This is a genomic window from uncultured Psychroserpens sp. (assembly GCF_947492715.1).
In the GTDB taxonomy this organism is placed as follows: Bacteria; Bacteroidota; Bacteroidia; order Flavobacteriales; family Flavobacteriaceae; genus Psychroserpens.
Map to the genome: position 1 here is coordinate 84597 of NZ_CANLNS010000007.1, position 25677 is coordinate 110273.

At 33.5% G+C, this 25677-nt stretch carries 24 protein-coding genes and 1 other RNA gene; 13 read left to right on the top strand and 12 right to left on the bottom strand.

Features of this window, described 5'->3' with window-relative positions; genetic code table 11:
- Positions 1 to 35: 35 nt before the first annotated feature.
- On the bottom strand, positions 36 to 1058 hold the full coding sequence (locus Q0787_RS16155; RefSeq protein WP_298903879.1) for a metal-dependent hydrolase: 1023 nt from the start codon (positions 1056 to 1058) through the stop codon (positions 36 to 38).
- A 102-nt stretch (positions 1059 to 1160) separates the two neighbouring features.
- Between Q0787_RS16155 and Q0787_RS16160 the strand changes: the two genes are divergently transcribed.
- Positions 1161 to 2837 carry a Na+/H+ antiporter NhaC family protein gene (locus Q0787_RS16160; RefSeq protein WP_298903880.1) on the top strand — a complete coding sequence of 559 codons (1677 nt, stop codon included), beginning with the start codon at positions 1161 to 1163 and terminating at the stop codon, positions 2835 to 2837.
- Between the two features lie 106 nt (positions 2838 to 2943).
- A complete protein-coding gene (locus Q0787_RS16165) occupies positions 2944 to 3582 on the top strand; it encodes a peroxiredoxin (protein ID WP_298903881.1) in 639 nt (212 codons plus the stop codon).
- Positions 3583 to 3644: 62 nt separating this feature from the next.
- Here Q0787_RS16165 and Q0787_RS16170 read toward each other — a convergent pair whose 3' ends face one another.
- Entirely contained in the window at positions 3645 to 4112 is a 468-nt protein-coding gene (locus Q0787_RS16170) for an ankyrin repeat domain-containing protein (protein ID WP_298903882.1), read from the bottom strand.
- A 72-nt stretch (positions 4113 to 4184) separates the two neighbouring features.
- The gene (gene katG / locus Q0787_RS16175; RefSeq protein WP_298903883.1) at positions 4185 to 6395 is read right to left on the bottom strand and encodes a catalase/peroxidase HPI; all 2211 of its coding nucleotides are present in this window, start codon (positions 6393 to 6395) and stop codon (positions 4185 to 4187) included.
- A gap of 411 nt (positions 6396 to 6806) precedes the next feature.
- Here katG and Q0787_RS16180 point away from each other — a divergent pair, with 411 nt between their 5' ends.
- Entirely contained in the window at positions 6807 to 7043 is a 237-nt protein-coding gene (locus Q0787_RS16180) for a DUF2007 domain-containing protein (protein WP_298903884.1), read from the top strand.
- Between the two features lie 17 nt (positions 7044 to 7060).
- Here the strand turns inward: Q0787_RS16180 and Q0787_RS16185 are convergent, their stop codons facing one another.
- Positions 7061 to 8686, bottom strand: a complete 1626-nt coding sequence (locus Q0787_RS16185; RefSeq protein WP_298903885.1) for an ABC-F family ATP-binding cassette domain-containing protein — start codon at positions 8684 to 8686, stop codon at positions 7061 to 7063.
- Positions 8687 to 8877: 191 nt separating this feature from the next.
- On the opposite strand from Q0787_RS16185, the gene Q0787_RS16190 reads away from it, so the two are divergent.
- Positions 8878 to 10320 carry a hypothetical protein gene (locus tag Q0787_RS16190; RefSeq protein ID WP_298903886.1) on the top strand — a complete coding sequence of 481 codons (1443 nt, stop codon included), beginning with the start codon at positions 8878 to 8880 and terminating at the stop codon, positions 10318 to 10320.
- Between the two features lie 54 nt (positions 10321 to 10374).
- Here the strand turns inward: Q0787_RS16190 and fsa are convergent, their stop codons facing one another.
- The 4 genes from fsa to ffs all read right to left on the bottom strand — a co-directional run bounded on the left by fsa (position 10375) and on the right by ffs (position 12562).
- Complete coding sequence (gene fsa / locus Q0787_RS16195) at positions 10375 to 11028, bottom strand: fructose-6-phosphate aldolase (protein ID WP_298903887.1); 654 nt, start codon at positions 11026 to 11028, stop codon at positions 10375 to 10377.
- 103 nt (positions 11029 to 11131) lie between these two features.
- Positions 11132 to 11554 (bottom strand): hypothetical protein, encoded by a 423-nt coding sequence (locus Q0787_RS16200; RefSeq protein WP_298903888.1) that lies wholly within the window; start codon positions 11552 to 11554, stop codon positions 11132 to 11134.
- Between the two features lie 45 nt (positions 11555 to 11599).
- Complete coding sequence (locus Q0787_RS16205; protein ID WP_298903889.1) at positions 11600 to 12403, bottom strand: SDR family oxidoreductase; 804 nt, start codon at positions 12401 to 12403, stop codon at positions 11600 to 11602.
- Positions 12404 to 12463: 60 nt separating this feature from the next.
- Positions 12464 to 12562: signal recognition particle sRNA small type (gene ffs / locus Q0787_RS16210), an RNA gene on the bottom strand.
- A gap of 87 nt (positions 12563 to 12649) precedes the next feature.
- Here ffs and Q0787_RS16215 point away from each other — a divergent pair.
- The 7 genes from Q0787_RS16215 to Q0787_RS16245 all read left to right on the top strand — a co-directional run bounded on the left by Q0787_RS16215 (position 12650) and on the right by Q0787_RS16245 (position 18777).
- Positions 12650 to 13681: a glutaminyl-peptide cyclotransferase gene (locus tag Q0787_RS16215; protein WP_298903890.1), complete on the top strand. Its 1032-nt coding sequence runs from the start codon at positions 12650 to 12652 to the stop codon at positions 13679 to 13681.
- 73 nt (positions 13682 to 13754) lie between these two features.
- Complete coding sequence (locus Q0787_RS16220) at positions 13755 to 14585, top strand: hypothetical protein (protein ID WP_298903891.1); 831 nt, start codon at positions 13755 to 13757, stop codon at positions 14583 to 14585.
- Positions 14586 to 14620: 35 nt separating this feature from the next.
- A complete protein-coding gene (locus Q0787_RS16225; RefSeq protein WP_298903892.1) occupies positions 14621 to 15010 on the top strand; it encodes a thioesterase family protein in 390 nt (129 codons plus the stop codon).
- Between the two features lie 94 nt (positions 15011 to 15104).
- Entirely contained in the window at positions 15105 to 15839 is a 735-nt protein-coding gene (locus Q0787_RS16230; RefSeq protein ID WP_298903893.1) for a hypothetical protein, read from the top strand.
- Positions 15840 to 16034: 195 nt separating this feature from the next.
- On the top strand, positions 16035 to 17594 hold the full coding sequence (locus tag Q0787_RS16235; RefSeq protein WP_298903894.1) for a hypothetical protein: 1560 nt from the start codon (positions 16035 to 16037) through the stop codon (positions 17592 to 17594).
- A 63-nt stretch (positions 17595 to 17657) separates the two neighbouring features.
- Complete coding sequence (locus tag Q0787_RS16240) at positions 17658 to 18260, top strand: hypothetical protein (protein ID WP_298903895.1); 603 nt, start codon at positions 17658 to 17660, stop codon at positions 18258 to 18260.
- A 73-nt stretch (positions 18261 to 18333) separates the two neighbouring features.
- The gene (locus Q0787_RS16245) at positions 18334 to 18777 is read left to right on the top strand and encodes a nuclear transport factor 2 family protein (protein WP_298903896.1); all 444 of its coding nucleotides are present in this window, start codon (positions 18334 to 18336) and stop codon (positions 18775 to 18777) included.
- 37 nt (positions 18778 to 18814) lie between these two features.
- On the opposite strand, the gene Q0787_RS16250 is transcribed toward Q0787_RS16245, so the two are convergent.
- Both Q0787_RS16250 and glyA read right to left on the bottom strand, forming a co-directional pair.
- Positions 18815 to 19351 (bottom strand): RDD family protein, encoded by a 537-nt coding sequence (locus tag Q0787_RS16250; RefSeq protein WP_298903897.1) that lies wholly within the window; start codon positions 19349 to 19351, stop codon positions 18815 to 18817.
- A gap of 181 nt (positions 19352 to 19532) precedes the next feature.
- Positions 19533 to 20807: a serine hydroxymethyltransferase gene (gene glyA / locus Q0787_RS16255; RefSeq protein ID WP_298903898.1), complete on the bottom strand. Its 1275-nt coding sequence runs from the start codon at positions 20805 to 20807 to the stop codon at positions 19533 to 19535.
- A 190-nt stretch (positions 20808 to 20997) separates the two neighbouring features.
- Between glyA and fahA the strand changes: the two genes are divergently transcribed.
- Together fahA and Q0787_RS16265 are read left to right on the top strand one after the other, a co-directional pair.
- The gene (fahA, locus tag Q0787_RS16260; RefSeq protein ID WP_298903899.1) at positions 20998 to 22290 is read left to right on the top strand and encodes a fumarylacetoacetase; all 1293 of its coding nucleotides are present in this window, start codon (positions 20998 to 21000) and stop codon (positions 22288 to 22290) included.
- 115 nt (positions 22291 to 22405) lie between these two features.
- Positions 22406 to 23590, top strand: a complete 1185-nt coding sequence (locus Q0787_RS16265; RefSeq protein WP_298903900.1) for a hypothetical protein — start codon at positions 22406 to 22408, stop codon at positions 23588 to 23590.
- Positions 23591 to 23648: 58 nt separating this feature from the next.
- On the opposite strand, the gene Q0787_RS16270 is transcribed toward Q0787_RS16265, so the two are convergent.
- Both Q0787_RS16270 and ytxJ read right to left on the bottom strand, forming a co-directional pair.
- The gene (locus tag Q0787_RS16270; protein ID WP_298903901.1) at positions 23649 to 25121 is read right to left on the bottom strand and encodes a WG repeat-containing protein; all 1473 of its coding nucleotides are present in this window, start codon (positions 25119 to 25121) and stop codon (positions 23649 to 23651) included.
- A gap of 15 nt (positions 25122 to 25136) precedes the next feature.
- Entirely contained in the window at positions 25137 to 25520 is a 384-nt protein-coding gene (ytxJ, locus tag Q0787_RS16275; protein WP_298903902.1) for a bacillithiol system redox-active protein YtxJ, read from the bottom strand.
- Positions 25521 to 25677 lie beyond the last annotated feature (157 nt).

The following is a 25677-nucleotide window of genomic DNA, read 5'->3' on the forward strand; positions in this document are numbered from 1 at the left end:
TATAAAGAGCCTTTTGGACAGTGTTCAAAGGGCTTTTATTTTCCTTTTAACCGCTCCCATAGCGCAGACATAGTAAAACTAAAATCATCCATTTCGGGAGTAAAAGGTTTCATATCTAAACGTTCACCAACTTTATACAACTTTAAATTAAAAACAGGTTTGTAACCTTGTTTCGTTTTTACTAACGGATAACGCAAATCCTTATAAAGGTAATCACCATTATCCAAAGATTCTATGCTGTAATAATCATTGCTAAACCATGCCAAATCAGCAATGTCTTTATAATCTTCAGGTCGTAAAGCTCTATCCTTTGGAAGTATTTGCCATTCCGAAAAGTGATTAGATTGATCTAATAAAGAATAAAACGCCACATGGTAATTGTTTTCAGTTTCTGCAATACCATACCATAATACGTTGTTAAATATTGAAGGTTGAACACTAAAGCGTTCATAGACTATATCTTCTTTGATCAAAGATGATTTAAAAACATGTTGAACATATAACTTATTAAAAATAGTAAATAGCATATACGCTGAACTGAGACCCAAACCTAATTTTAACCAAAATCGACGTCGCTTATTTTGTCTTTTATAAAACATTAAAATAATCATGCATAATAAAAAAGGTATGGTGTACATGGGATCGGCAACTGCGATATTATTAAAGGCCACACGATAATTAGAAAATGGAGCAAATAGTTGCGTCCCATAAGGCGTAAAGCAATCTAAAATTGGGTGTGTAAACAGCGACCAAAAAAACAGAGCTGTCCAATTTTTTTGAGTTGTAGTACCCAATCGTTTTCCCCGATCGTATAACTTATGCACTAACCAACCTAATAAAAAAGCGGCTAAAACAGAAAATAAAACAGAATGCATAAATCCTCTGTGGAATAACATAGCATCTATTTCATTACGATGAAATAGACTTCCTATAAATACATCCAAATCTGGAATAGTTCCGCCTATCGCACCAAACAATAAGGCTTTATTTCCAATTTTTTTACCCAAAACCGCTTCTCCGCAAGCAGCACCTAAAACAATTTGAGTTAATGAATCCATTTATATTTTCAGAATTGAAACGCAAAAATACGGAACAATTATGATTTGCACATTAGGTAACATTATCGTAACATTACAAGAACAAATAGTCACTAAAATCAAATGAGCGAAGACAATAACATTTCAGAATTTAAAGCTAAAGATCAGAATATAGTTGAAAATAAAGAACTTAATTTCTATGAAGCACTTATTCCAGTTATCATATTAATGGCTTTATTGGCTTATAATATCTTTTTTGTTGAAAGCCAAGAGTGGTTTGGTACTTATACCAATCAAATTATTCTCCTCCTTGGTGGATTGGTTGCGGCTGCAGTTGGTTTCTTTAATAAAGTGACTTTTGGAGGGATGCTCAAAGAAATATGGGAAAATCTAAAAAGTGTATTTGTACCAATTATGATTTTATTTCTGGTTGGTGCTCTTGCTGGTACATGGCTCATTAGTGGTGTTATTCCAGCAATGGTTTATTACGGTTTACAAGTGTTGAGTCCAGAAATATTTTTACCAGCTTCTGTTATTATTGCTGCAGTAATTTCTATTGCCACTGGTAGCTCATGGACGACGTCGGCTACTGTTGGTATTGCCCTTGTTGGTATTGGAACAGCATTAGGCATTCATCCTGGAATGATCGCAGGTGCCGTTATTTCGGGGGCGTATTTTGGTGATAAAATGTCTCCTTTAAGTGATACAACCAACCTTGCTCCTGCCATGGCTGGAACAGATTTGTTTACACATATTAAATATATGGCCTATACAACGGTTCCAACCATTATTGTAACCTTAATTGTCTTCGGAGTTATAAGTGCCACAATAGAAACCTCAGGTAATGCAGATGTCTCTCAGATTCTTGACACCATTGGCACAACTTTCAACATCACACCTTGGTTATTTTTAGTCCCTGTAGCTGTTGTTGCTTTAATATTACTGAAAACCAAGCCGCTTATTGCGCTTAGTTCTGGAGTAATTTTAGCTATAATTTTCGCCCTAATCTTTCAAGGAAACATTGTAGATAAGATTACTGATTCTAAAGGAAAAACTATTGTTAATGCTGTCTTTACTGATACAAATATCCCTATAGATGACGCTACTTTTATGGCTAATCTTTCAGAAAGAGATCTGCAAACCATTAAAGAAAATGAAGACATATCACCTCTTTTTGATGCTGATAAGGATATAGAAAAAAACTTCTCAAATGAAGAATTAATAGGGTTGTTCGCTTTTGCAAACTATGATGACGCAACTCTTAAAACAAAGGTGGATAGTTTAAGTAGATTATTAACTATTGATAAGCTCAAAAAATTATTTAACTCTGGTGGAATGAATGGTATGATATGGACCATTCTATTAATTGTTTGCGCTATGGTATTTGGCGGTATTATGGATGCCATTGGTGCTTTAGCAAGAATTACTAAAGCTTTACTATCTGTAGCCACAACAATATTTGGGTTGTTTGCCAGTACTGTCGTTAGTTGTCTTGGTCTTAATGCTATCGCTTCCGATCAATATCTTGCCATAGTCATTCCTGGAAAAATGTTTAAAAAGGCTTTTGACGACAAAGGACTAGCTCCAGAAAACTTAAGTAGAACGCTAGAAGATTCTGGTACTGTAACGTCTGTACTCATTCCTTGGAATACTTGTGGTGCCTATCAGTCTGGTGTATTAGGAGTTGAAGTAAGTCAATATTTCATGTATGCTATTTTTAACTGGATGAGTCCATTTACAACATTATTGTTTGCCGCTTTCCGAATAAAAATAAGGCAAATTTCGGGTAAATTGAACTAAACTATAGTAGCATAAAATTAAATGATATTCATCATTTTTTAGGAAGGTTTGATTAACTATATTTGCAGCCAAATTTAAAATTTAACTCAAAAAAAAATATTAAAAAATGGCTGTATTAGTAGGAAAAAAAGCACCTCAATTTAATGCACAAGCGGTTGTAAATGGTCGCGAATTTGTAAGCAACTTTTCTTTAGATCAATTTATTGGAAAAAAACACGTGGTATTGTTCTTTTACCCAAAAGACTTTACGTTTGTTTGCCCAACCGAATTACACGCATTTCAAGAAAAATTAGAAGCATTCCAATCTAGAAACACAGAAGTTATTGCGGTATCTACAGATACTGAGCAATCGCACTGGGGATGGTTACAATTAGACAAAAACAATGGTGGAATTAAAGGTATTACTTATCCGCTAGTTGCAGATACTAATAAAACCATTTCTAAAAACTATGATGTTTTAGCAGGTGATTATTTTTATGATGAGAACGATATGCTACAGGCAGAAGGGGAATTAATTGCTTATAGAGGATTGTTTTTAATTGACAAAGAAGGTATTGTACGTCATCAAATTGTAAACGATTTACCATTAGGAAGAAATGTTGATGAAGCATTACGTATGGTGGACGCACTTCAGTTTGTTGAAGAAAATGGAGAAGTTTGTCCAGCCAACTGGAATAAAGGAAAAACAGGAATGCAAGCTACTCATGAAGGCGTTGCAGAGTTTTTAGAAAAGCACGTGAACTAAACCACGTTATAGATCAAAAAAAAGCCACTTGTAGTTATAAGTGGCTTTTTTTTTGACTAAGATTACAACAATCTTTCTAGATTTTTAAATTCTTTTTCTCTTGCATGATCGCGAGCAGTTCGACCTTCGTTATCTTGAATAGATTTATCTGCTCCTCGTTCTAGTAACATTTTAACAATGGACACTTTGTTATACATTGTTGCAAAAATCAAAGGGGTTGTCCCTAAATTATTTCTAGCATTGATATGTGCACCATGATCTAATAACAGTATTGCCAATTTTTCATTTCCTTTGAAGCATACACCAATAAGCGCAGTATTACCTGTACCATCTTTCGCATCAATTTCGGCATTCTTATCTATTAATATTTTGGTTGCGTTTTCGTTATCAAAATACGTAGCAAAAATCAACGGTGTAAATCCGCGAGAATCTTTACCATTTACCAAATTAGAATTGGCCTTTAAGATACTTTCAAGTTCGTCGCTCTTTTTATTTCGTATTGCTTCAAAAAGTAAATCCATGTCTTTCATATTAGCACTTATTATTTAAAAGGAATTGGTATATGTCTATATCAATTCCCTTTAAGTATGCATTGTATTATATTATTTCAAATCAAATCGATCTAAATTCATCACTTTTGTCCAAGCGGCAACGAAATCATTAACAAATCTCTGTTCTCCATCATTCGCACCATAAACTTCACAAACTGCTCTTAATTCAGTATTAGAGCCGAATATAAGATCTGCACGTGTTCCTTTAAATTTAACCTCACCAGTTCTACGATCACGTCCTTCAAAAATTCTATCGTCTTGTGAAGTAGCGCTCCATGTATAAGTAAAGTCTAAGATATTTGTAAAGAAATCATTATTCAAATTTCCAATATTATCTGTAAATACCCCAAGATTAGAACCATCATAGTTAGCTCCTAGCACTCTTAAACCACCAACTAATGCGGTCATTTCTGGAATTGAAAGCGTCAATAGATTCGCTCGATCAACTAACAAGTCTTCGGCAGCAACCTCAAGATTAGGATTCATGTAGTTTCTAAATCCGTCTGCCAAAGGTTCTAAATAACCAAACGATTCTAAATCTGTTTGCTCTTGAGAAGCATCTCCTCTACCTTGCGTGAAAGACACCGAAATACTATAACCTGCATTTTTAGCTGCTTCTTCAATTCCTGCATTACCTGCTAAAACAATTAAATCTGCCATGGATATTGTACCACTGAAATCATTTTGAATACCTTCTAATACATTTAAAACTTTGTTCAACTCTGATGGATTATTAACCTCCCAACTTCTTTGTGGTTCTAAACGTAATCGACCTCCATTGGCTCCTCCTCTCATATCAGAACCTCTATATGTTGATGCAGACGCCCAAGCCGTAGTTACCATTTGTGACACAGAAAGACCTGAAGCTAAAACCATTTTCTTTAATTGAGAAACATCGGTATCTGTTAAATTATAGTCAACACTAGGAATAGGATCTTGCCATAATAGTTCTTCCATTGGTACCTCTGGACCAAGATATCTAGATATTGGCCCCATATCTCTATGAGTTAATTTATACCATGCACGAGCAAAGGCATCCTCAAATGCTTTATGATCTTTATGAAATCGTTCCGATATTTCTAAAAACCCAGGATCTACTTTTAAGGCCATATCTGCTGTGGTCATCATTAATGCTTGCCTTCCATATGGATCTCCAGCTTTTGGTGCCATTGGCGCATTAGAACCTGCTGTTGGTGTCCATTGGTGCGCTCCAGCTGGGCTTTTAGTTAATTCCCATTCGTTATTCAATAATACATCGAAAAAGTCGTGATCCCATTGAATTGGGTTTGGTGTCCACGCACCTTCCAGCCCACTTGTAATGGTATCGTCTAAAACTCCAGAACCAAAAGTGTTTTTCCATCCAGTACTCATTTCTTCTATTGAAGCTCCATGCGGTTCTGCTCCAACGTATGTATCTGGATTTGCCGCTCCATGCGCCTTACCAAATGTATGTCCTCCTGCAACTAAAGCTACAGTTTCCTCATCGTTCATAGCCATACGTCCAAAAGTAATACGAATATCATGAGCAGATTTCAATGGATCCGGATTCCCATTTGGTCCTTCGGGGTTAACATAAATTAATCCCATGTGAACAGCACCTAAATGCCCTTCTAAGTCGCCATCACTGGTGTCATAACGATCATCGTTATCTAACCAACCTGTTTCACTTCCCCAATAAATATCTTGCTCTGGTTCCCAAACATCTTCTCGTCCTCCAGCAAAACCAAACGTTGTGAATCCCATAGATTCTAAAGCACAATTTCCAGCTAAAATCATCAAATCAGCCCATGAAATTTTGTTTCCATATTTCTTTTTTACTGGCCATAATAATAAACGTGCTTTATCCAAGTTACCATTATCTGGCCAACTGTTTAATGGTGCAAACCTATGAGTACCAGTACCTGCACCTCCTCTACCGTCACCAACACGATAAGTACCCGCACTATGCCAAGCCATCCTAATCATAAACCCTCCATAATGACCATAATCTGCCGGCCACCAATCTTGTGAATCTGTCATTAAATCGATAACATCTTGCTTTAGAGCGGCAAAGTCAATACTATTAAACGCCTCTGCATAATCGAAATCTTTACCCATTGGATTTGATTTAGATGCATGTTGACGCAAAATATTTAACTTTAATTCATTAGGCCACCAATCTCGGTTTTTGGTTCCGCCTCCAGCTGTTTTCTTTTGTGTTCCACTTAAAAAAGGGCATTGACCTGCATCACCATCCATATGGTGATTCTCATGATTATCCATAATTATATTGTTTTAGAAGATTTTTGATGTTATAAAGTTAGAAAATTTACGACCCAAATTTTAGCATATGAGCATTTTTTAAACTTATAAGACAATAGTTAAAACTTATCACGTACAGAGATGGTCATTAATTTTGATTATAATAAAGACGCGTTAGGTTTTAAATAAAAATGAAAAAACCATATTCTAAGCGAATATGGTTTTTTAACAACCTAACTAAATCAATCAAAATATTATCTAGCGATAATTACCTTGTTTGTTTAACAAAACAAATAAAAAATTAAACAAAAATTAAAACGTTATAAAATATTTAACGTTTAAACTCACAATATATCAATTGATTAAATGGTACATTTTTTGTAACTTATAGAATAATAAAGAACCTATTTAATAACCATAAATCTTAATATTATGTCAGATACAACATATACAAAAATTTTTTCGGGAAGTTTTATCATTGTTCAATTAGCAATGGATAGACTGAAAAGCGCAGGAATCAATGCAATTATTAAAGATGAATCCGAATCTGGTAGACTCGCAGGTTTTGGTGCGTCAATTCAAGGGTATCAAGAACTTTATGTAAGTGACGACGAATTAGAACACGCTCAAGCCATCATTGATAGCGTCAACGAAGAACTACAACCATAATATTATATTTCTGGTGTTTACACTGTTACGGTATACATTTTTTCGCGAAGCTCTTTAATCTTCTTATCGCTCATATATTCGTCAAAGGTCATATAGCGGTCTATGATACCACTTGGTGTTAGTTCTATAACTCTATTGGCCACAGTTTGAGCAAACTCATGATCATGAGTTGTAAACATCACAGTTCCCTTGAAATTTTTAAGCGAATTATTAAACGCTGTGATACTTTCTAAATCTAGGTGATTTGTTGGTTCATCTAACATAAGTACGTTAGCTCTAACCATCATCATACGACTTAACATACAACGTACTTTTTCTCCTCCAGATAATACATCTGATGTTTTGAGGGCTTCTTCTCCACTAAAAATCATTTTTCCTAAAAAGCCTCTTATATAAACTTCTTCACGTTCTTCTTCAGTTGTAGCCCATTGGCGCAACCAATCAACTAAAGACAGTTTATTATTAAAATACTCGCTATTATCTAGAGGTAAGTAAGACTGAGAGGTTGTAACTCCCCAAGCATATTTTCCTGAATCGGCCTTTTGATTGTTATTTATGATTTGATAAAAAGCTGTTGTTGCTCTTGAATCTTTAGAGAACACTACGACTTTATCTCCTTTATTTAAATTGATATCTATATTTCTAAATAAAATGTCACCTTCTATAGAAGATGCTAATCCTTCTACATTTAAGATTTGATCTCCAGCTTCACGATCACGCTCAAAAATGATGGCAGGATAACGACGACTCGATCGTTTTATATCTGCAATATTCAATTTTTCAATCATTTTCTTTCTACTCGTGGCTTGTTTAGACTTGGCAACATTGGCTGAAAATCGTCTAATAAATTCTTCAAGTTCCTTTTTCTTCTCTTCAGCTTTTTTATTCTGCTGTGCATGTTGCCTAGCGGCAAGCTGAGATGATTCATACCAGAATGTATAATTTCCAGAAAAGTGATTTATCTTACCAAAATCAATATCAGAAATATGAGTACAAACCGCATCTAAAAAGTGTCTATCATGCGATACAACAATAACACAATTATCATAATTTGCTAAAAAGTTTTCTAACCAAGCAATCGTTTCATAATCCAAATCATTGGTAGGCTCATCCATTATAAGCACATCAGGGCTTCCAAACAATGCTTGTGCTAAAAGCACACGAACTTTTTGTTTACCATCTAAGTCTTTCATTAAAGTGTAATGAAACTCTTCTTTAATTCCTAAGTTGGACAACATTGCAGCTGCATCGCTATCAGCATTCCAACCATTCATTTCTTCAAACTCTACTTGAAGTTCTCCAATTTTTTCAGCGTTCTCATCAGTATAATCTGCATAAAGTGCATCAATTTCAGATTTCAATTTATACAAGGGCTTATTTCCCATTATAATGGTCTCCAAAACTGTATGCTCATCATATAAATTATGATTTTGTTCTAAAACCGACATTCGTTTGCTAGGCTCTAAATGCACATGCCCAGAAGTTGGGTCTTGCTTCCCTGCAAGAATCTTTAAAAATGTAGATTTTCCGGCGCCATTGGCTCCAATAATCCCATAGCAATTCCCATTGTTGAATGTTGTATTAACTTCATCAAAAAGAACTCTTTTTCCAAATTGAACCGAAAGATTAGATACTGATAACATAATGTCTTTATTAATTTTTTGCAAAAGTAGAAAAATCTCTTCACCGAGAGAAACTAAAAGCCTTTAATTTTACAAGTATAATTGATTCAAAATTATAGTAAAATCAACATTTAACAACGTATTAACAAGAGTTACTATTCGCAAGGTTTATTTTTGTTAGAAATAGATAATACCTACGATTTAAAATACTTATGAAACTATATTTAGTTACATTCTTAATATCCTCACTCTTTTTAGGTTGTAATTCTAATGCTGAAAAAGGAGATGCTGCCTACTTTGGCGGCGAAATAATTAACCCAAACAACAACTACATTACCATTTACAGTACTGAATCAGAGCGTGACACAGTGTATTTAGACGATAACAATCGATTTTTATATAAGATAAAAGATTTACAAACAGGATTATATTCGTTTACACATGGTGGCGAATACCAAACCTTACTTATTGAACCTAACGACAGCATTCTTTTTAGACTTAACACTAACGATTTTGACGAGTCGCTTGTTTATACTGGGAAAGGTTCTAAAAAGAACAATTACTTTATTAAAGCCTTCCTTCATGATGAAAGTGAAAGTAAAAAATTTCAAAAACTTCAACATTTAGAGCCCGAAGAATTTGAAGTTCATATAAAAATGCGGAAAGAGAAAAAAATTGAGAATTTAGAACGCTTCTTAGCATCTCATCAAGTTTCGCCTTTATTTGACAAAATAGCAAGAGCCAGTATTAATTATGACTATTATGCATATAAAGAGCTCTATCCTTTTGGTTATTTTGGAAACAATCAATTAATTCATTTTAAAGATCTACCAGAAGGTTTTTACAGCTATCGTTCTGATGTTAATTTTAACGATGCAAGCCTTAGTGGTTTATATTCTTATAACCGTTTTTTACTTTGGTATTTTCAAAATATTGGTCTTCAAAAATACTATCAAGATGGTTCTCACTTAGCTTTTAACAGGCACTCTCTAGATTATAATCTTGATAAATTAACAATGATTGATAGCGTGGTTCAAAATGAGACCATAAAGAACTACCTTCTCATGTACGCTACCCGCGAATTTATATTTAATAGTAGTAATGCTGAAAAGTCTAAAAGTATACTAGATGCCTACTTAGAAAAAAGTACAGACGCAAAAAGAAATGAATACATTAATAATTTAGTGAGTGCAACAACGAATCTTTTCCCTGGAAATACAATTCCTGATGTAAAGATTGTGGACTTTAATAATAAAGTTGTAGACCTGCATTCTGTAATAAAACAACCAACAGTTATCTATTGTTGGTCTTCAAATTTTAAATGGAGTTATCGAAATAATCATTATATGATGAAAACTCTAAAAAAAGACTATCCAGAAATGAATTTTATCGCTATTAATATTAACGATATGAATACCATTTCTTGGAAGAAAACTTTAGGACTTTTAAAATTCCCTACGGAAAACGAATATATGTTTAAAAACCCTAGTGAAGCGATTAAAACCTTTGCTATTGTATATTCTCAAAAAGTAATTATCGTTGATAAAAATGGCACTATAATAAAGCCAAATGCCGATTTGTTTGGAAAAAATATAGGGTATCATATTGAAGCCGCTTTAGAGTCGTCTGCCTCAAAAAAATACACCTTAAAATAAAAAACTCCTGATTATCACTAATCAAGAGTTCTTCAAATATTTTATATAATGTAATTAATTGCCCTTTTTATAATCGGCAAGAAACTTCTCTAAACCTATATCTGTTAAAGGATGCTTCAACAGCCCCATAATTGAACTCAGAGGACCAGTCATAACATCTGCACCCAATTTTGCACAATCTATTACATGCATTGTATGACGTACAGAAGCTGCTAATATTTCGGTATCAAAACCATAATTGTCATAGATCATTCTAATTTCTGCAATTAAATTTAAGCCATCTGTAGAAATATCATCTAAACGACCAATAAAAGGTGAAACATAAGTTGCGCCAGCTTTTGCAGCCAATAACGCTTGTCCTGGAGAAAAGACTAAAGTGACATTTGTTTTAATCCCTTTATCTGTAAAATATTTACATGCTTTCACGCCATCTTTAATCATTGGCAATTTCACTACGATTTGTTCATGTAAGTCTGCTAGGGCTTCCCCTTCTCTTACCATGCCTTCGAAATCTGTAGCAATGACTTCAGCAGAGACATCACCATCAACAATATTGCAAATATTAACGTAATGCTTCATGATATTGTCATGACCTGTAATACCTTCTTTTGCCATCAACGATGGATTGGTAGTTACACCATCTAAAATACCAAGGTCTTGCGCTTCTTTAATCTGATCGAGATTGGCTGTATCAATAAAAAATTTCATGTGTAGTTATGTTATAGTTGTGTTTAAAATTATGTGCACGAATTTACAATTTTATCACACCTTCCGAAGAACATATTATGAAATGATATTAACAATATACAATCTATGGGTTAATGATAATGGTATATTCTTTTGATGTAGAATCTGAACACAGCGGATCATCATATTGATCTGTATCATAGTCATAACTTAAAGGAGGATCTACAAATAAGTAAACGGTAAAAGTGTAAGTTCCCGGATGTGTTGGCAACCCTTCTATAGAAACCGTTCTGTAATTAACAAATAGCTCTAAACCGTCAGGCAAATTATCATCAACTTCGAAAATATAACCATAATCGTCATCTCGAGGTTCATTTTTAATCTCGGCTCTAAACTCATCATAATAATAAGATTCCACTGTGCCTACTTCAAAGGACTTATTTGGTAATTCTGGTCTGCGATTAATAATACAATCAAAGACGTCCTCACAGCTAGACAACATAATTGAACTTAAAACAAATAATAGTAGAGGTAATAGTCGTTTCATAATGATTAATGATTTCTCAACTAACATCAAAAAACATACCAGAGGTTATAATTTATAATGATTAAGCAACAATTTCTCATAGACTTTATCTGGAAGAATACGTTTCAAAACAATCGAGAATTTTTGCATAAACGCTCCAACTTTATAGTGAATTTTTGGCGTTTTAGTGTTGATAATTTTATAAATCATTTCAGACACCATTATCGGATCGCCCCCACTATCAACATCATCGTCAATAGCTTTTAATACATTTCCATATTTTTTCTCATACGGAGATCCTTTTACAACAGGTGCATGGTATCTTCCAGCGGCAATATTTGTGGCGAAATCTCCAGGAGCAACATTAGTCATATGAATATTGAAATCTCTTATTTCCATTCTAAACGCCTCAGTAATCAGCTCTAGTGCACCTTTGCTTGCGCTATAAATACCTCGATATGGCAACCCCATATATCCAGCAATTGAAGTTACATTAATAATCAATCCTGAATTTTGTTTTCGCATTTGTGGTAAGACCGCTTTAATTACATTTATAGGACCAAAAAGATTAGTTTCGAAATTACGTTTAATTTCTTCATTAGGTATTTCTTCAATTGGACCAGTAATACCTGCGCCAGCATTATTAATAAGAATATCTATTTTTTCAGATTGTTCTACCACAGTTTTGATTGCATTATCAATAGAATTAATATCTGCAACATCTAGAGCTACTAACTTTATTTTCGAGTCTGGATAGCGTTCTGGAGATCTACTTGTTCCATACACAGTATACCCCTTTTGAGAAAGAAATTCTCCTATAGATTTACCTATTCCTGAAGACCCTCCTGTAATTAAAACAACTTTGGACATATTATTATGGGATAATTTGATTTCAAAAGTACAATAAAATAGGAAAGTATTGGGTACAAAAAAAGGCAAGCTACCTACATCACACCGCTACGACCGCGTACCTTTGCTTCGTTCCCGACCTGGAGGATTAAGCAGGAGCTGGTTGTGTAGGACTTGCCGACTGCAAAGATACAATCTTTTAATACTTTTGCAATGATTTTTTAAACTGAATTTTATTAAATAACTTGCATCAAAATCATATCAAAAATGCGACCAATTAAAGCTTTCATAATCACTATTTTAAGTATCACAATATTCTCATGTGGAAACTCTGGAACTCAAAAAACTAAGTTATCTATTGAAACAGGTGCTAAAAACAATGTGGTTAAACTTGGAGAAACCGTCAATTTATCAATAAAAAACCCTAAGGGATTGGAAATTTCTTCAGTAAACTACAAATTAAATGGAGTTCCTATTGAAGACACATTTCTACTTGATGACGAACGATTAGGCATTCAAACGATTACTGCTACAGTAAAATATGACGATACTTCTCAAGATATTAGCACAAAACTTACTATCCTAAATAATCAAACCCCAAAAGTATATAGTTATAAAATCATTAATACTTACCCACACGACATCACGTCTTATACTCAAGGTTTAGAATTTCATAATGGCGAATTGTATGAAAGTACAGGACAATATGGTGAATCTAAATTGAGAAAGGTAGATTATAAAACAGGTGAAGTTTTACAAAATGTCGATTTAGAAAATCAATACTTTGGTGAAGGTCTAACTATTTTTAACGACCATATTTATCAACTCACATGGCAAGAAGGGCTTGGTTTTGTTTATGACGTCAACACTTTAGATAAAACAAGTAGCTTTACCTACGGAAAAAGTAAAGAAGGATGGGGTATTTGTAACGACGGAACACACATTTATAAAACCGATGGAACCGAAAACATCTGGTTCCTAAACCCTGAAACCTTAGTTGAAGAAGGTAAACTGCAAGCCTACCGCGAAAAAGGAAAAGTTAAAGGTCTTAACGAATTAGAATGGGTTAACGGAAAAATTTATGCAAACCGATATCAATTTAACGGCGTTGCTATTATAAATCCTAATAATGGTGCTGTTGAAGCCGTTATAGATTTCTCTCCTCTCAAAAAATTAGTGACACAACATGATGGTTTAGATGTACTCAATGGTATTGCCTACAACCCCGAAACCAAAACTTTATTTGTTACTGGTAAACGCTGGGACAAACTATTTGAGGTAGAGATTATTGAAAAGTAGCTTTTGCTCAACCAAAAGTCATATTCACTCATTCTCAATTTGAAAGCTATTATGGTTTTTCGTTCTTTGAGTCATGAGAACATCTATTCAAGTTAGCATCCCAGAACCTTGTCATGAAGACTGGAATCAAATGACTCCAAATGAAAAAGGTCGTCACTGCATATCGTGTCATAAAACGGTAACAGATTTTACAGCATCAACAGATGAACAAATCGTTAAAACATTACAAAGTGAGACAAACCTTTGTGGACGATTTAAACCAACGCAACTCCAAAGAAAACTAGTATTAAGCCGAAAAGAGAGAAACAATTATTTATCTTATGTTGCCTCTACTCTTTTTGCATTTTTAAGCCTCGGAGCTCAAGAGGTTAACGCTCAAGGCAAACCTCAAATCATTAAAGTTGACTCTACAGAACACGTCAAACTAAAAGGTAAAACAGCTGTTTCTATTCTTGACCATAAAATGATCACTGTTACGGTTTATGGAGAATCAAAAAACAGATTGGCTTATGCTTTTATTTCATTAAAAGGAAGCACCAACAAGGTGAAAACAAATATGGCTGGAGACGCCACCTTAAAATGTAAAATTAATGATACTATACGTGTTGAATGTAGTGGTTTTGAAACCGTAGATGTACTTGTTAAACAAGCTAGTACTTATAAAATCACATTGGAACCCATTTATTATAAGATTTCTAGTGTCGTAGGCATGGTGTCTTCTGTTGAAGAAGAAAAACGTCCAAATGCATCGAATGTCCAAATTATTGGGAGAATAAGCCCTACATCAATACCAATTCCAACAAAAAAAGAACGTCGCATGCTTATTAGAAATGGAACTATTGAACGTACTTCTGTTGGAAATTTTCTATATAATATAAGTTCTATTTTCAGAAGGAAAGAATAATATCTACTTTTAAGTTTTATTTCAAAAATGAAGGTATGCAAACGCACGAACAGCAGCTTATTGTTACAAAAGACCATTTAGATGAAAGGCAACATGTTAACAATGTGCGCTATGTAGAATGGGTTCAAGACCTAGCCGAAGCACATTGGCTTTTAAAATCAACAGATGCTATGAGAGCCGAATTTTATTGGGTTATGATAAGCCATCATATTCAATATAAAGCCGAAGCTCTGTTGGATGATCTTTTATTGCTTAAAACTTATGTGACCAAATCTCAAGGTGTTAAATCAACAAGAATAGTTGAGATTTATAATGCTGCAACAGGTCAACTGCTCACGAGCTCGGAAACTATTTGGTGTTTTATGTCTTTCCAAACTCATAAACCAACTAGAATTCCAGAAAACATCAACTCCTTGTTTAGTTAAAAGAACATTAAAAGCACTGTTAAAGTCTCTTAATTAGCATATGCCTATTCTCAAAATTCTTTTAATTTGAGATAACAACCATCAACATAACCATTTGAAATTACTGCGATTATTTATCTTGCTAATTATCCCTTTGTGTTCAAATGCACAAACAATTAAGGGTATAATCTATGATGCCGAAGCCACAATTAAAGGGGCTAAATTTGTCAATAAAACTCAAAACATTTTAACCTACTCAAATGGTAAAGGTGTTTTCGAAATTGAAGCAAAACTTAACGACACCATTGTTGTAAGTTCCCTTTTCCATCATCAAAAAACCATTACAGTAACTCAAAATTATTTTGGTCAAGATGTGGTTATTGAACTCAAGAAGGTAACTAATGAACTTGATGAAGTTGAAATATCTAAGGTTAACGAAAAGAAAGTGGATACACTGCTCATTGCAAATACAACAGCAAAACAAGGACAAATAGCCTTTAAAGAACGTGTGTTTGGAAGTGGTAAAAATTTACAACCTACACTCGATTTGATTAAGTTGGCAAACTTAATAGGGAAACTCTTTAAAAAGAAAGAGGAAACTATTAAAATTATTGAAGTTGAAGATCTACAAAAGCTATTTAAAAAAGGCGCACTTTTTAATGAAAAGTTCTTACGTGATGAGCTTAAAATTCAAAAACAGCACGAATACTTATTCTTTGTTTATTGCAATGCCCAGCAACTAAACTCATCATTACTCTCAAAAAGTAACGAGTTTAGTCTCTTAGATGAACTACTTAAACATAGTAAAGCCTTTAACATTCTTCTTGAAGAACATAACAAAAAAGATTAACCCTAAATATTTTTTTACATCTATACTAAAAGATGACTTCAAAAGTTATATTTTAGTGCCTCCATGCACAATTAGTGCTTTAATACTATGTTTTAGAATTAAAAACCATTATAATTTAAATGGAAAATTCATAATTAGTACCAAAACATCTTAAAATCAACAGTTTAAGAGCTATAAAAAGAATAAAACGAACAGATGAAACGACTTTTATATTTTCTACTTACCATTTCTATACTTATGCTTTGGAGTTCATGTCGTAAAGATTTTGATTTTTCTCCCAGTACTGGAAACTTAACATTTTCAAAAGACACAGTCTATTTAGACACGGTTTTTACTAACATAGGATCTAGTACGTATAATTTAAAGGTATATAACAGAAGTAACGAAGACATTTCAATTCCAACAGTTCGCCTTGGACAAGGAGAAGCATCTAATTATAGATTAAATGTAGACGGACTTCCTGGAAAAGAATTTCAAAATGTCGAGCTTTTAGCCAATGACAGCTTATTCATTTTTGTTGAGACCACTGCTGATATACAAGACCTCGCCCAAAATAGCTTAGAATTTTTATACACAGATGCTATTGAATTTGATAGCGGTAATAATTTGCAGAAAGTAGAATTGGTAACTCTTATAAAAGATGCAGTGTTTATCTATCCAGATAGAGACAATACAACAGGCATTATTGAGACACTAACCTTTGATACTGATGGCGATGGCACTCCAGATGAAACACAAATACAGGGGCGTTTTCTTGAAGATGATGAACTTACGTTTACCAATGAAAAACCCTATGTTATTTATGGCTACGCCGCTGTAGATGAAGGTGATGTCTTAACAGTAAATGCAGGTGCTCGTGTTCATTTTCATGCCAATTCTGGTTTACTTGTAACTAATAATGCATCTTTAAAAGTAAATGGCGCATTGAGTAACGATCCAGAATTATTAGAAAACGAAGTGATTTTTGAAGGCGATCGACTAGAACCTGGGTTTGCCGATATTCCTGGACAATGGGATACCATTTGGCTATTTAACGGAAGTGTTGATAACGAAATTAATTACACTACTATCAAAAATGGAACTGTAGGTATTTTGTCTGAAGGTGATGCCATGGCAACCAATGATAAATTAACCATTAATAATTCGCAAATCTATAATTCTAGTAACTTCGGAATTTTAGGACGTGCAACCTCAATAGCTGCCGAAAATCTAGTTATAAATAATTCTGGACAATCCTCTTTTGCTGGTACTGCAGGAGGGAAATATAATTTCACCCATTGTACTATAGCTAATTATTGGAATAATAGCTTTAGACAGTTCCCTTCGGTGTTACTTAATAATTTCTTTACAGATATCAACGGAAATGACAATGGTTTAGATTTAATTGAAGCTAATTTTAACAACTGTATTATCTTCGGAAATGATAATCCAGAGATCATTTTGGATGATATTAACGACGGCTCGGCTTTTACGTTTAAGTTTACTAATTGCCTAATTCGTTTTCAGGATAGTAATAATAACTTCCCTCAAGAACAATATAATATTAGTAATGGGGACTTATACGATGATTGTATTTTTAATAGTAATCCAGATTTTAAATTTCCTTTTGAAAACATGCTGATGATTGGTGATGATTCTGCAGCAAATGGTGAAGGGGATCCATTATTTTTAATTACGACAGATATTTTAGGAACAACCAGAACATCTCCTCCAGATATTGGAGCTTATCAGCATGTAACTTTTGATGAAGATTAACGTTGTTTTGGAACAATTATTGATGCCTTTTAAGCAAGTTAAACCTTAAAAAAATCAATAACTATGGCATCTAAAATTCTAATTAAAAGTATCTTTCTTTTGTGCATAACTTTGAGTTTCACAAATCTTCAAGCGCAACAGCACGAAGTTGAACTTCTGGGACTTGAAACCATTCAATTTAGTACAATCAACAACGATGATGTTTATTATTATACTGGTCAAATCCGTTTAAAAGACCAACAAACATTTAATGGTTTAATCAGTATCAACCATAAGCGCTATAAAGATTACACTACAATTTTAAAGACAAAAGACAAATGTGTTTACATACCTAATGAAAACATCGATACTGTTATTTTGTATAAAGACGATAATCGAGATTATACCGAAACAACCTTTGTTTCAATTAAAGGTCATGACAAATTGTTTCGGGAAATCTATAAAAAAGACAATAGTACCATTGTTTATGATTTGCTAAAAAAACCATTTGATGGTAAAATAATGAACGACATTTACATCAAAGAAAATGGCAAGTTGGTTAGTATTTTTAATTTTTGGTCTTCTGGTCCCAAAAAAGATTTAATTAACTACATCAATAAAAGAGACACAAAAACGTATAAAAGACGCGACTTTAAGTCTTTAAAAGACCTCTTTGCAAAATTATAGATTAACAAGCAGTTAACATGTTTGATAGGGTTATTTCATTAACTTAATTGCTTAATTAAAAACTCTAACAACCATGAAACGCATTATTTTTGTCCTTTTAATAACTTTAAGTGCACAAATATGTATCGCTCAGTCTGCAAAAGAAGGCGTTACAAAAGCATGTATGAATTATCTAGAAGGCTTTTACGAAGGAGATACAACAAAACTTAAAGCCAGTCTGCAGCCTACACTCCATAAATTTGGATTTTGGAAAAATAAAGACAAGGTTGATTATCGCCAAGTTAAACATATGTCATTCGAGCAAGCCTTGGCATTTGCAACAGACGTTAAAGACAATAAAAAATTTCCAGCTAAAGATGCTCCCAAGGAAGTAACTATATTGGATATTGGTGAGACCATTGCCGCTGCAAAAGTTAAAGCATGGTGGGGAATTGATTTTATCCTCTTGTCAAAACGTGGAGATAAATGGATGATTGAACAAGTCCTTTGGGAAGGCCCACTAAATAAAGAGCATTAAATATATTGGCCTTTCAAATTGAAAGGTCTTTTTTATTTCATTTTTGAGAAACGACTCTAGTTCTCAATAACCTGTCATAAGGTGTTTCTAATGTTACAGTGAGAATCATGTATAAGACATATCCAATGAACAAAATTATCCCTATCAAAGTTGCAATTGGAAACGCAGCATGTTCATTAAACCAAATAGGCTCAGGCAAGTTCAAACCTATATGAATTAATTCCCAAGGTAACAGTTTAAGCGCTGTTCTCTTAAGACCTGTTAGTACTGAAATTTGCGAATTGGGTATAGCATTCAATACTTTCAATCCCATTATTCTTTTCCCAATAGTTGTCTTATATTTTGACGTTTCAGAACATATAAAATAGAGCCAAGTTGGTAATGAAATTGTTAGCCAAACATACATTTGAACATTCCACCCTACTCTAAACCAATCTTCTGTAATCCCAAAATAATTCCGTAGCGGAACTAACACAAATAACTGTAAACACAGCATTACAAAAAGGTATACTATAGTAACATCCATAGTATAGGCTAACGATCTTTTTATAACATAATTAATTTTGCCTGGCATAACCATTTGATTTTTGATCAAATCTACGAGCAAAATTGATTAAGATGTAATAAAAGGGATTGAGCTGTTATAATCCATGTTTCAATTGTCATACTATCTATACCAATTGACAAACTAATACCTAATAAAAAAGCCTTCCAAATTTGGAAGGCCTTTTTTATGTTTTAGGACGCTTACAATTTTAAGCATTAAACAATGGTTTGCCACTCATCATATCATTTACTTTATCTGCAATAGCTTCCAATTTAGCATCGTCTTGATAGTTCATCAAAGCTTCGTCTATAAAACCTACAATGGTTTCCATATCATTTTCTTTTAATCCTCTTGTCGTTATAGCAGCCGTCCCTACTCTAATTCCAGATGTAACAAACGGGCTCTTATCATCAAATGGAACCATATTCTTGTTGACGGTAACATCTGCTTTTCCAAGAGCTTCCTCAGCTTCTTTACCAGTAATATCCTTGTTTCTTAAATCGATTAGCATCATGTGATTATCTGTACCTCCAGAAATAATATGATATCCTCTATCAACAAAGGCTTTAGCCATCGCTGCAGCATTGTGCTTTACCTGAAGCATATAATGCATAAAGTCATCAGAAAGTGCTTCACCAAACGCAATAGCCTTAGACGCTATAATATGCTCTAATGGACCACCTTGATTTCCAGGAAAAACTCCAGAATCTAATAGTCCAGACATTTTTCTAAGGTTGCCATTTTTAAGCCTAATTCCAAATGGGTTCTCAAAATTTTCACCCATCATAATTAAACCTCCTCTAGGTCCGCGTAATGTTTTGTGAGTTGTAGTTGTCACCACATGACAATGTGGTAGTGGATCGTTCAAAATACCTTTAGCAATTAAACCAGCAGGATGAGAAATATCGGCCAATAAAATCGCACCAACATTATCTGCAACTTCTCTAAATTTTGCAAAGTCCATATCTCTAGAATATGCCGAAGCACCAGCTATAATTAGCTTTGGTTTTTCTTTTTCGGCAACATCCGAAAGCATATCATAATCGATACGTCCTGTATCTTTTTTTACACCATAAAATGTAGGGTTATATAATTTTCCAGAAAAATTCACTGGAGAACCATGAGTTAAATGACCTCCATGAGATAAATCAAAACCAAGAACAGTATCTCCTGGTTTTAAACATGATGCAAAAACAGCTGTATTAGCCTGACTTCCAGAGTGTGGTTGCACATTTGCATAAGCTGCTCCAAACAAGGTTTTAGCTCTGTCAATAGCAATTTGCTCAACCTCATCAACAACTTCACAACCGCCATAGTAACGCTTACCTGGATAGCCTTCAGCATATTTATTGGTTAAAACAGAACCTGCAGCGTCCATAACTTGGTCACTTACAAAGTTCTCAGAAGCAATAAGCTCTAAACCGTTTATTTGTCGTTCTTTTTCAGCATTTATGAGTTCGAAAATTTGTGAATCGCGTTGCATATATCAAGTTTGAATTAAATTTTACCAAAAATAAGAAATCATTGTATTAAAAAGATTTAAAAAATGGAGTTTAACGCCATGTTTTATGAGCAGGTTATTAACAGGTAAATTTAGTTTAAATTTTTATGGTTTTATGCAATTAAATATGTAGGTTTGAATAGAAAATAAAAACAACAAAACTCTCTATAATATGCCTTTATCTGCAAATAATCCTGATCGCTCATCTTGGTTACACGTTGGAAAAAACTCAGATTTCCCAATTCAGAACATTCCTTTTGGAGTATTTCTTACACGAGATGATATTATAACCATTGGAACTCGAATTGGAGATACAGCCATCGACCTAGGAGCACTACACCAATTAGGTTATTTCGAAGGAATTCCTTTAACAGATGACATTTTTCTTCAAGACACCCTAAATGATTTTATTGCAGACGGAAGAAAAACCTGGCGTTTAGTGCGTAACCGCATTGCCGAAATTTTTGATGCCGAAAATGATAAATTAAAAAACAACACCCCACATAAAGAAATTGTATTATTTCGTTTAGATGAAATTGAAATGCAATTGCCAATTCAAATTGGTGATTACACAGATTTCTATGCGAGTAAAGAACATGCCACTAATGTTGGTACCATGTTTAGAGATCCTGATAACGCTTTAATGCCAAATTGGTTGCATTTACCTGTTGGGTATCATGGACGCAGTTCATCGATTATTCCATCAGGCATACCTATTCATCGACCTCAAGGACAAACAATGCCTGAAGGTGCAAAAAAACCTGTTTTCGGTCCTTCAAATCTTGTTGATTTTGAATTAGAAATGGCCTTTGTAACAACAGATGCCAATGACTTAGGTGAACCAATTCCGATAGATGAAGCTGAAGAATATATATTCGGACTAGTATTATTTAATGATTGGTCTGCACGTGATATCCAAAAATGGGAATATGTTCCGTTAGGACCTTTCTTAGGAAAAAACTTTGCGTCTTCAATGTCGCCATGGATTGTAACTTTAGACGCTCTAGAACCTTTCAGAGTTGACAGCCCTAAACAAGACCCTAAACCTTTGGATTACTTGCAATCTAAAGGCAAAAAAAGTTTTGACATTCACTTAGAAGCAGCAATACAACCTAAAGGTGCTAAAGAAACTACAGTTTGTAAATCAAACTTTAAATATATGTACTGGAACATGTCTCAACAATTAGCACACCACACTGTTAATGGTTGCCCTGTAAATTCTGGAGACATGATGGGAAGTGGAACTATTTCTGGACCAACAGAAGATTCTTATGGCTCTATGTTAGAGTTGTCTTGGAAAGGAACCAAACCATTAAAAATGAAAGATGGTAGCGAACGTAAGTTTATTAATGATTATGACACGGTTATTATGCGAGGCTACTGTGAAAATGATGGAACACGTATTGGATTTGGCTCTGTGAAAACGCAATTATTACCTGTGTTTAACCCCAAGAAAAAGAAATAAAAACACCTTATTATATATAATTTAAACTCGAGCTAAATAATAAATTTTACCTCGAGTTTTTTCTTTGGCATCATATTTGGAATTGATTAATAAATAATCAATAAAATCCAGAATTATGAAGCAATTACTACTCACAACAGTACTTCTTCTGGTACTAACATCGTGTAGCGGAAGAAAACAAATTGAAAAAGCAATTAGTCATGGTAATTATGACCAAGCTATTAATGACGCCCTACGAAAACTCGAAAATAACAAAGATAAAAAGCGTAAGCAAGATTATATTGTTATGCTCGAAGAGGCTTACTACAAAGTTTTAGAAGAAGACCTACAAGACATCCAGCATTTAAAAAAGGATGGAAACCCTGAGCAATACAAAGTTATCTATGAAATCTATTTGGATTTAGAAGCGAGACAAAATGCTGTCAAACGTGTTTTGCCACTACAAATTAATGGTAGAAATTTAAACCTAAAGTTTAATGATTATACTACAGAAATCGTTGATTACAGATATAAAACCTCAGAGTATTTAATAGATGAAGGCATTGCGCTTTTAGATTCTGAAGACAAGTATAACGCTAGAGAAGCCTATAACATATTTAAATATATTGAAAATATCAATCCAAACTTTGAAGAGACCAGAAGTTTAATGACAGAGGCTCATCAAAAAGGAATCGATTATGTGATGGTGTCTATAGAAAACCAAACACGTCAAATCATTCCACAACGACTGGAAGCCGATTTATTAAATTTTGATACCTATGGATTAAATCAGTTTTGGACTGTATATCACGCTAATCAAGTTTCAGATATAAACTATGACTTTGCTATGCAATTACAATTAAAACGTATTAACATTTCACCAGAAGAGGTAAATACGATCCAAAGGTTAAAGCAAAAAGAGATTATTGACGGTTGGGAATATCAAACAGATGGTAATGGTCATATTATGGTTGATAGCCTTGGCAACAAAATAAAAATTGACAAGATTGTTAATGTAAGAGCGCGTTACTTTGAAGTCAACCAATTTAAATCTACGCAAGTTATTGCAGATGTAGTATATACAGACTTAAAAACAAATCAAACACTGGATGCGTTTCCAATTGATAGTGAATTTGTATTCGAACATATTTATGCAACCGTTAGAGGAGATAAAAGAGCGTTAAACAGAAGAGAGTACGATTTAACCCGTAATAGGCCTTTACACTTCCCTACCGATGCGCAAATGGTATATGATACAGGTGAAGATTTAAAACTGAAATTAAAAAACATCATCAACTCTTATCGAATGAGAAGAAGTTGATTCATCTATATATTTCAAGCAAAACTCCCAAAGTAATTAACTTTGGGAGTTTTTATTTCTAAAATTTTGTAGTGATATTTCCAGAAAGGTCAATATTGAAACTACGACCTTCGTCATCTCCAACACTAATCCAATTTTTACTATGGATTCTCATTTTTGGGTACTTTGGTGGAATGAGCTCTTTAAATTCTAAATCTAAAATACCGTGTTTATTATCGGTGCTTATAACAATAAAATCCTCATACTTTCCAACATATCTATATTTAAAATCTAATACGACTGTATCATTTTCATCCACCACACCATTTTTACCATCTATTCCAACAAAATAGTAGGTTTTGTTATGTTCTTCATCCTTAAATAATGTTTGAACAAAGCTATATTTAGGCGGTATAATTTCTTTGCCTTCTAAATTAACAATACCGCTTTTTCCATCCTTTTTTACTCTGAAATATCTGCCCAACACCACATATTCAATAGTATCATAGATTTGAGGAATCACGATTTCACCTTTAGTATTAATCAAACCATATTTTCCATGATTTAGAGAAAATTTTGATAGACCATGCGTAAAAACAAAATGACTCCTGTACACGTCAAAAGGAATTATAACGTCATTATTTTCGTTAATAACTCCATAGCGATTATTCTTTTTCACACTAGCTACTTCATAATAAAAGGGAAGAGCTTCATCATATATAAAAGGAATTTTAACTTCATTCTTAATATCAACATAACCAAATTTGTTGTCTTTTCCCATTGCAAATAAGTCATGAGTAAATATTGGGTAGCCATTTGAATAATCTAGAGGAACTAGTGTTGTTCCTTGGTAATCTATTACACCAATTTTCAATTCGGTATTCGATATGTTTTTCACAACCGAATACATCTTTTCAGGTTCAATAACATCTAAGTTTTGAGGGTCTAAATAGTCATTATTAAAAAGTAATATGTCGTCATATATAAATGGTATTACGACTTCATTATTATAATCAACAACACCATGTTTCCCACCTTTTATGCACACAAACCTTTCTGTGTCCTGCGGATAATAATCTTTAACATAATCATACTCCAAAGGCAATATGATAGCACCTAAACTATCCAGAACTCCTCGCTTTTTGGTTTTACTGCTCGTAACATATAAGACGTTATCTTTCAAATAAACATTGGAATATGCGCCTTCCAAAATCTTCTCAAACTTGGAATTATATACTTCGGTTAAATAATAGTTTTTGCGCGCAATGTCGTACTTGCCATATGTTGAAATTCTATCATAAACAGGTTCTAGTAAAATGTCCCCATATGCATTTAGTAAACCGCTTCCTTCCTTTGTTTTTATAATATAATTGCCTTCTCGGTTATATTCTATATTTTCATAAGTTTCGGGACGTAATTCCCCTGTTTGCCCGTCCTGCAATTGATACAATTTAGTTTCAAAATCGTAAAATATTTCAAACTGTTGAGCAGATAGCATATTTACATAAAGTAAAATCAGAAACGTAAATATGGCTTGCTTTAGCGCTTTCATATGATTAAGAAATCACTAAATAAACTGTTCCAAATCAATGTCATTTATAGCTCCATGAGATGCATGGGCAACAGTAGATCCATTTTTTATAATGAGTAATTGTGGTGATTGATGAATAACCTGAAATTTATACCCTATTTCATTAGATACATCCCTAAAACTAAGTAAATCCAAATAATACAAATCAACATTCGCATCCACATCATAAGCACTAACAAACTGATTCATTACCATACTGCTTATACCGCAGCGAGTAGAATGTTTAAAAATAACCTGCGTTTTTGACTGTGATCGCTTCATAATGTCATCTAATTGTGACACATGAATTAAGGCTTGCCAAGGCAATACTTTTTCTTCTTTTGGTTCAGATGAACCGAATATACTTTTTAAAAATCCCATAGTTAATTTTTATATAAATTATGTATGTATAAAATACATTTCCATTGTATAAGTCGTACCTTTAATATAATCTTACAAACTGACGAAAAGTCACGTTATCACACACTAAATCGGTCATTTTGTCGTTTAATTTTCATCATTTGCAATTGGTAAGGTT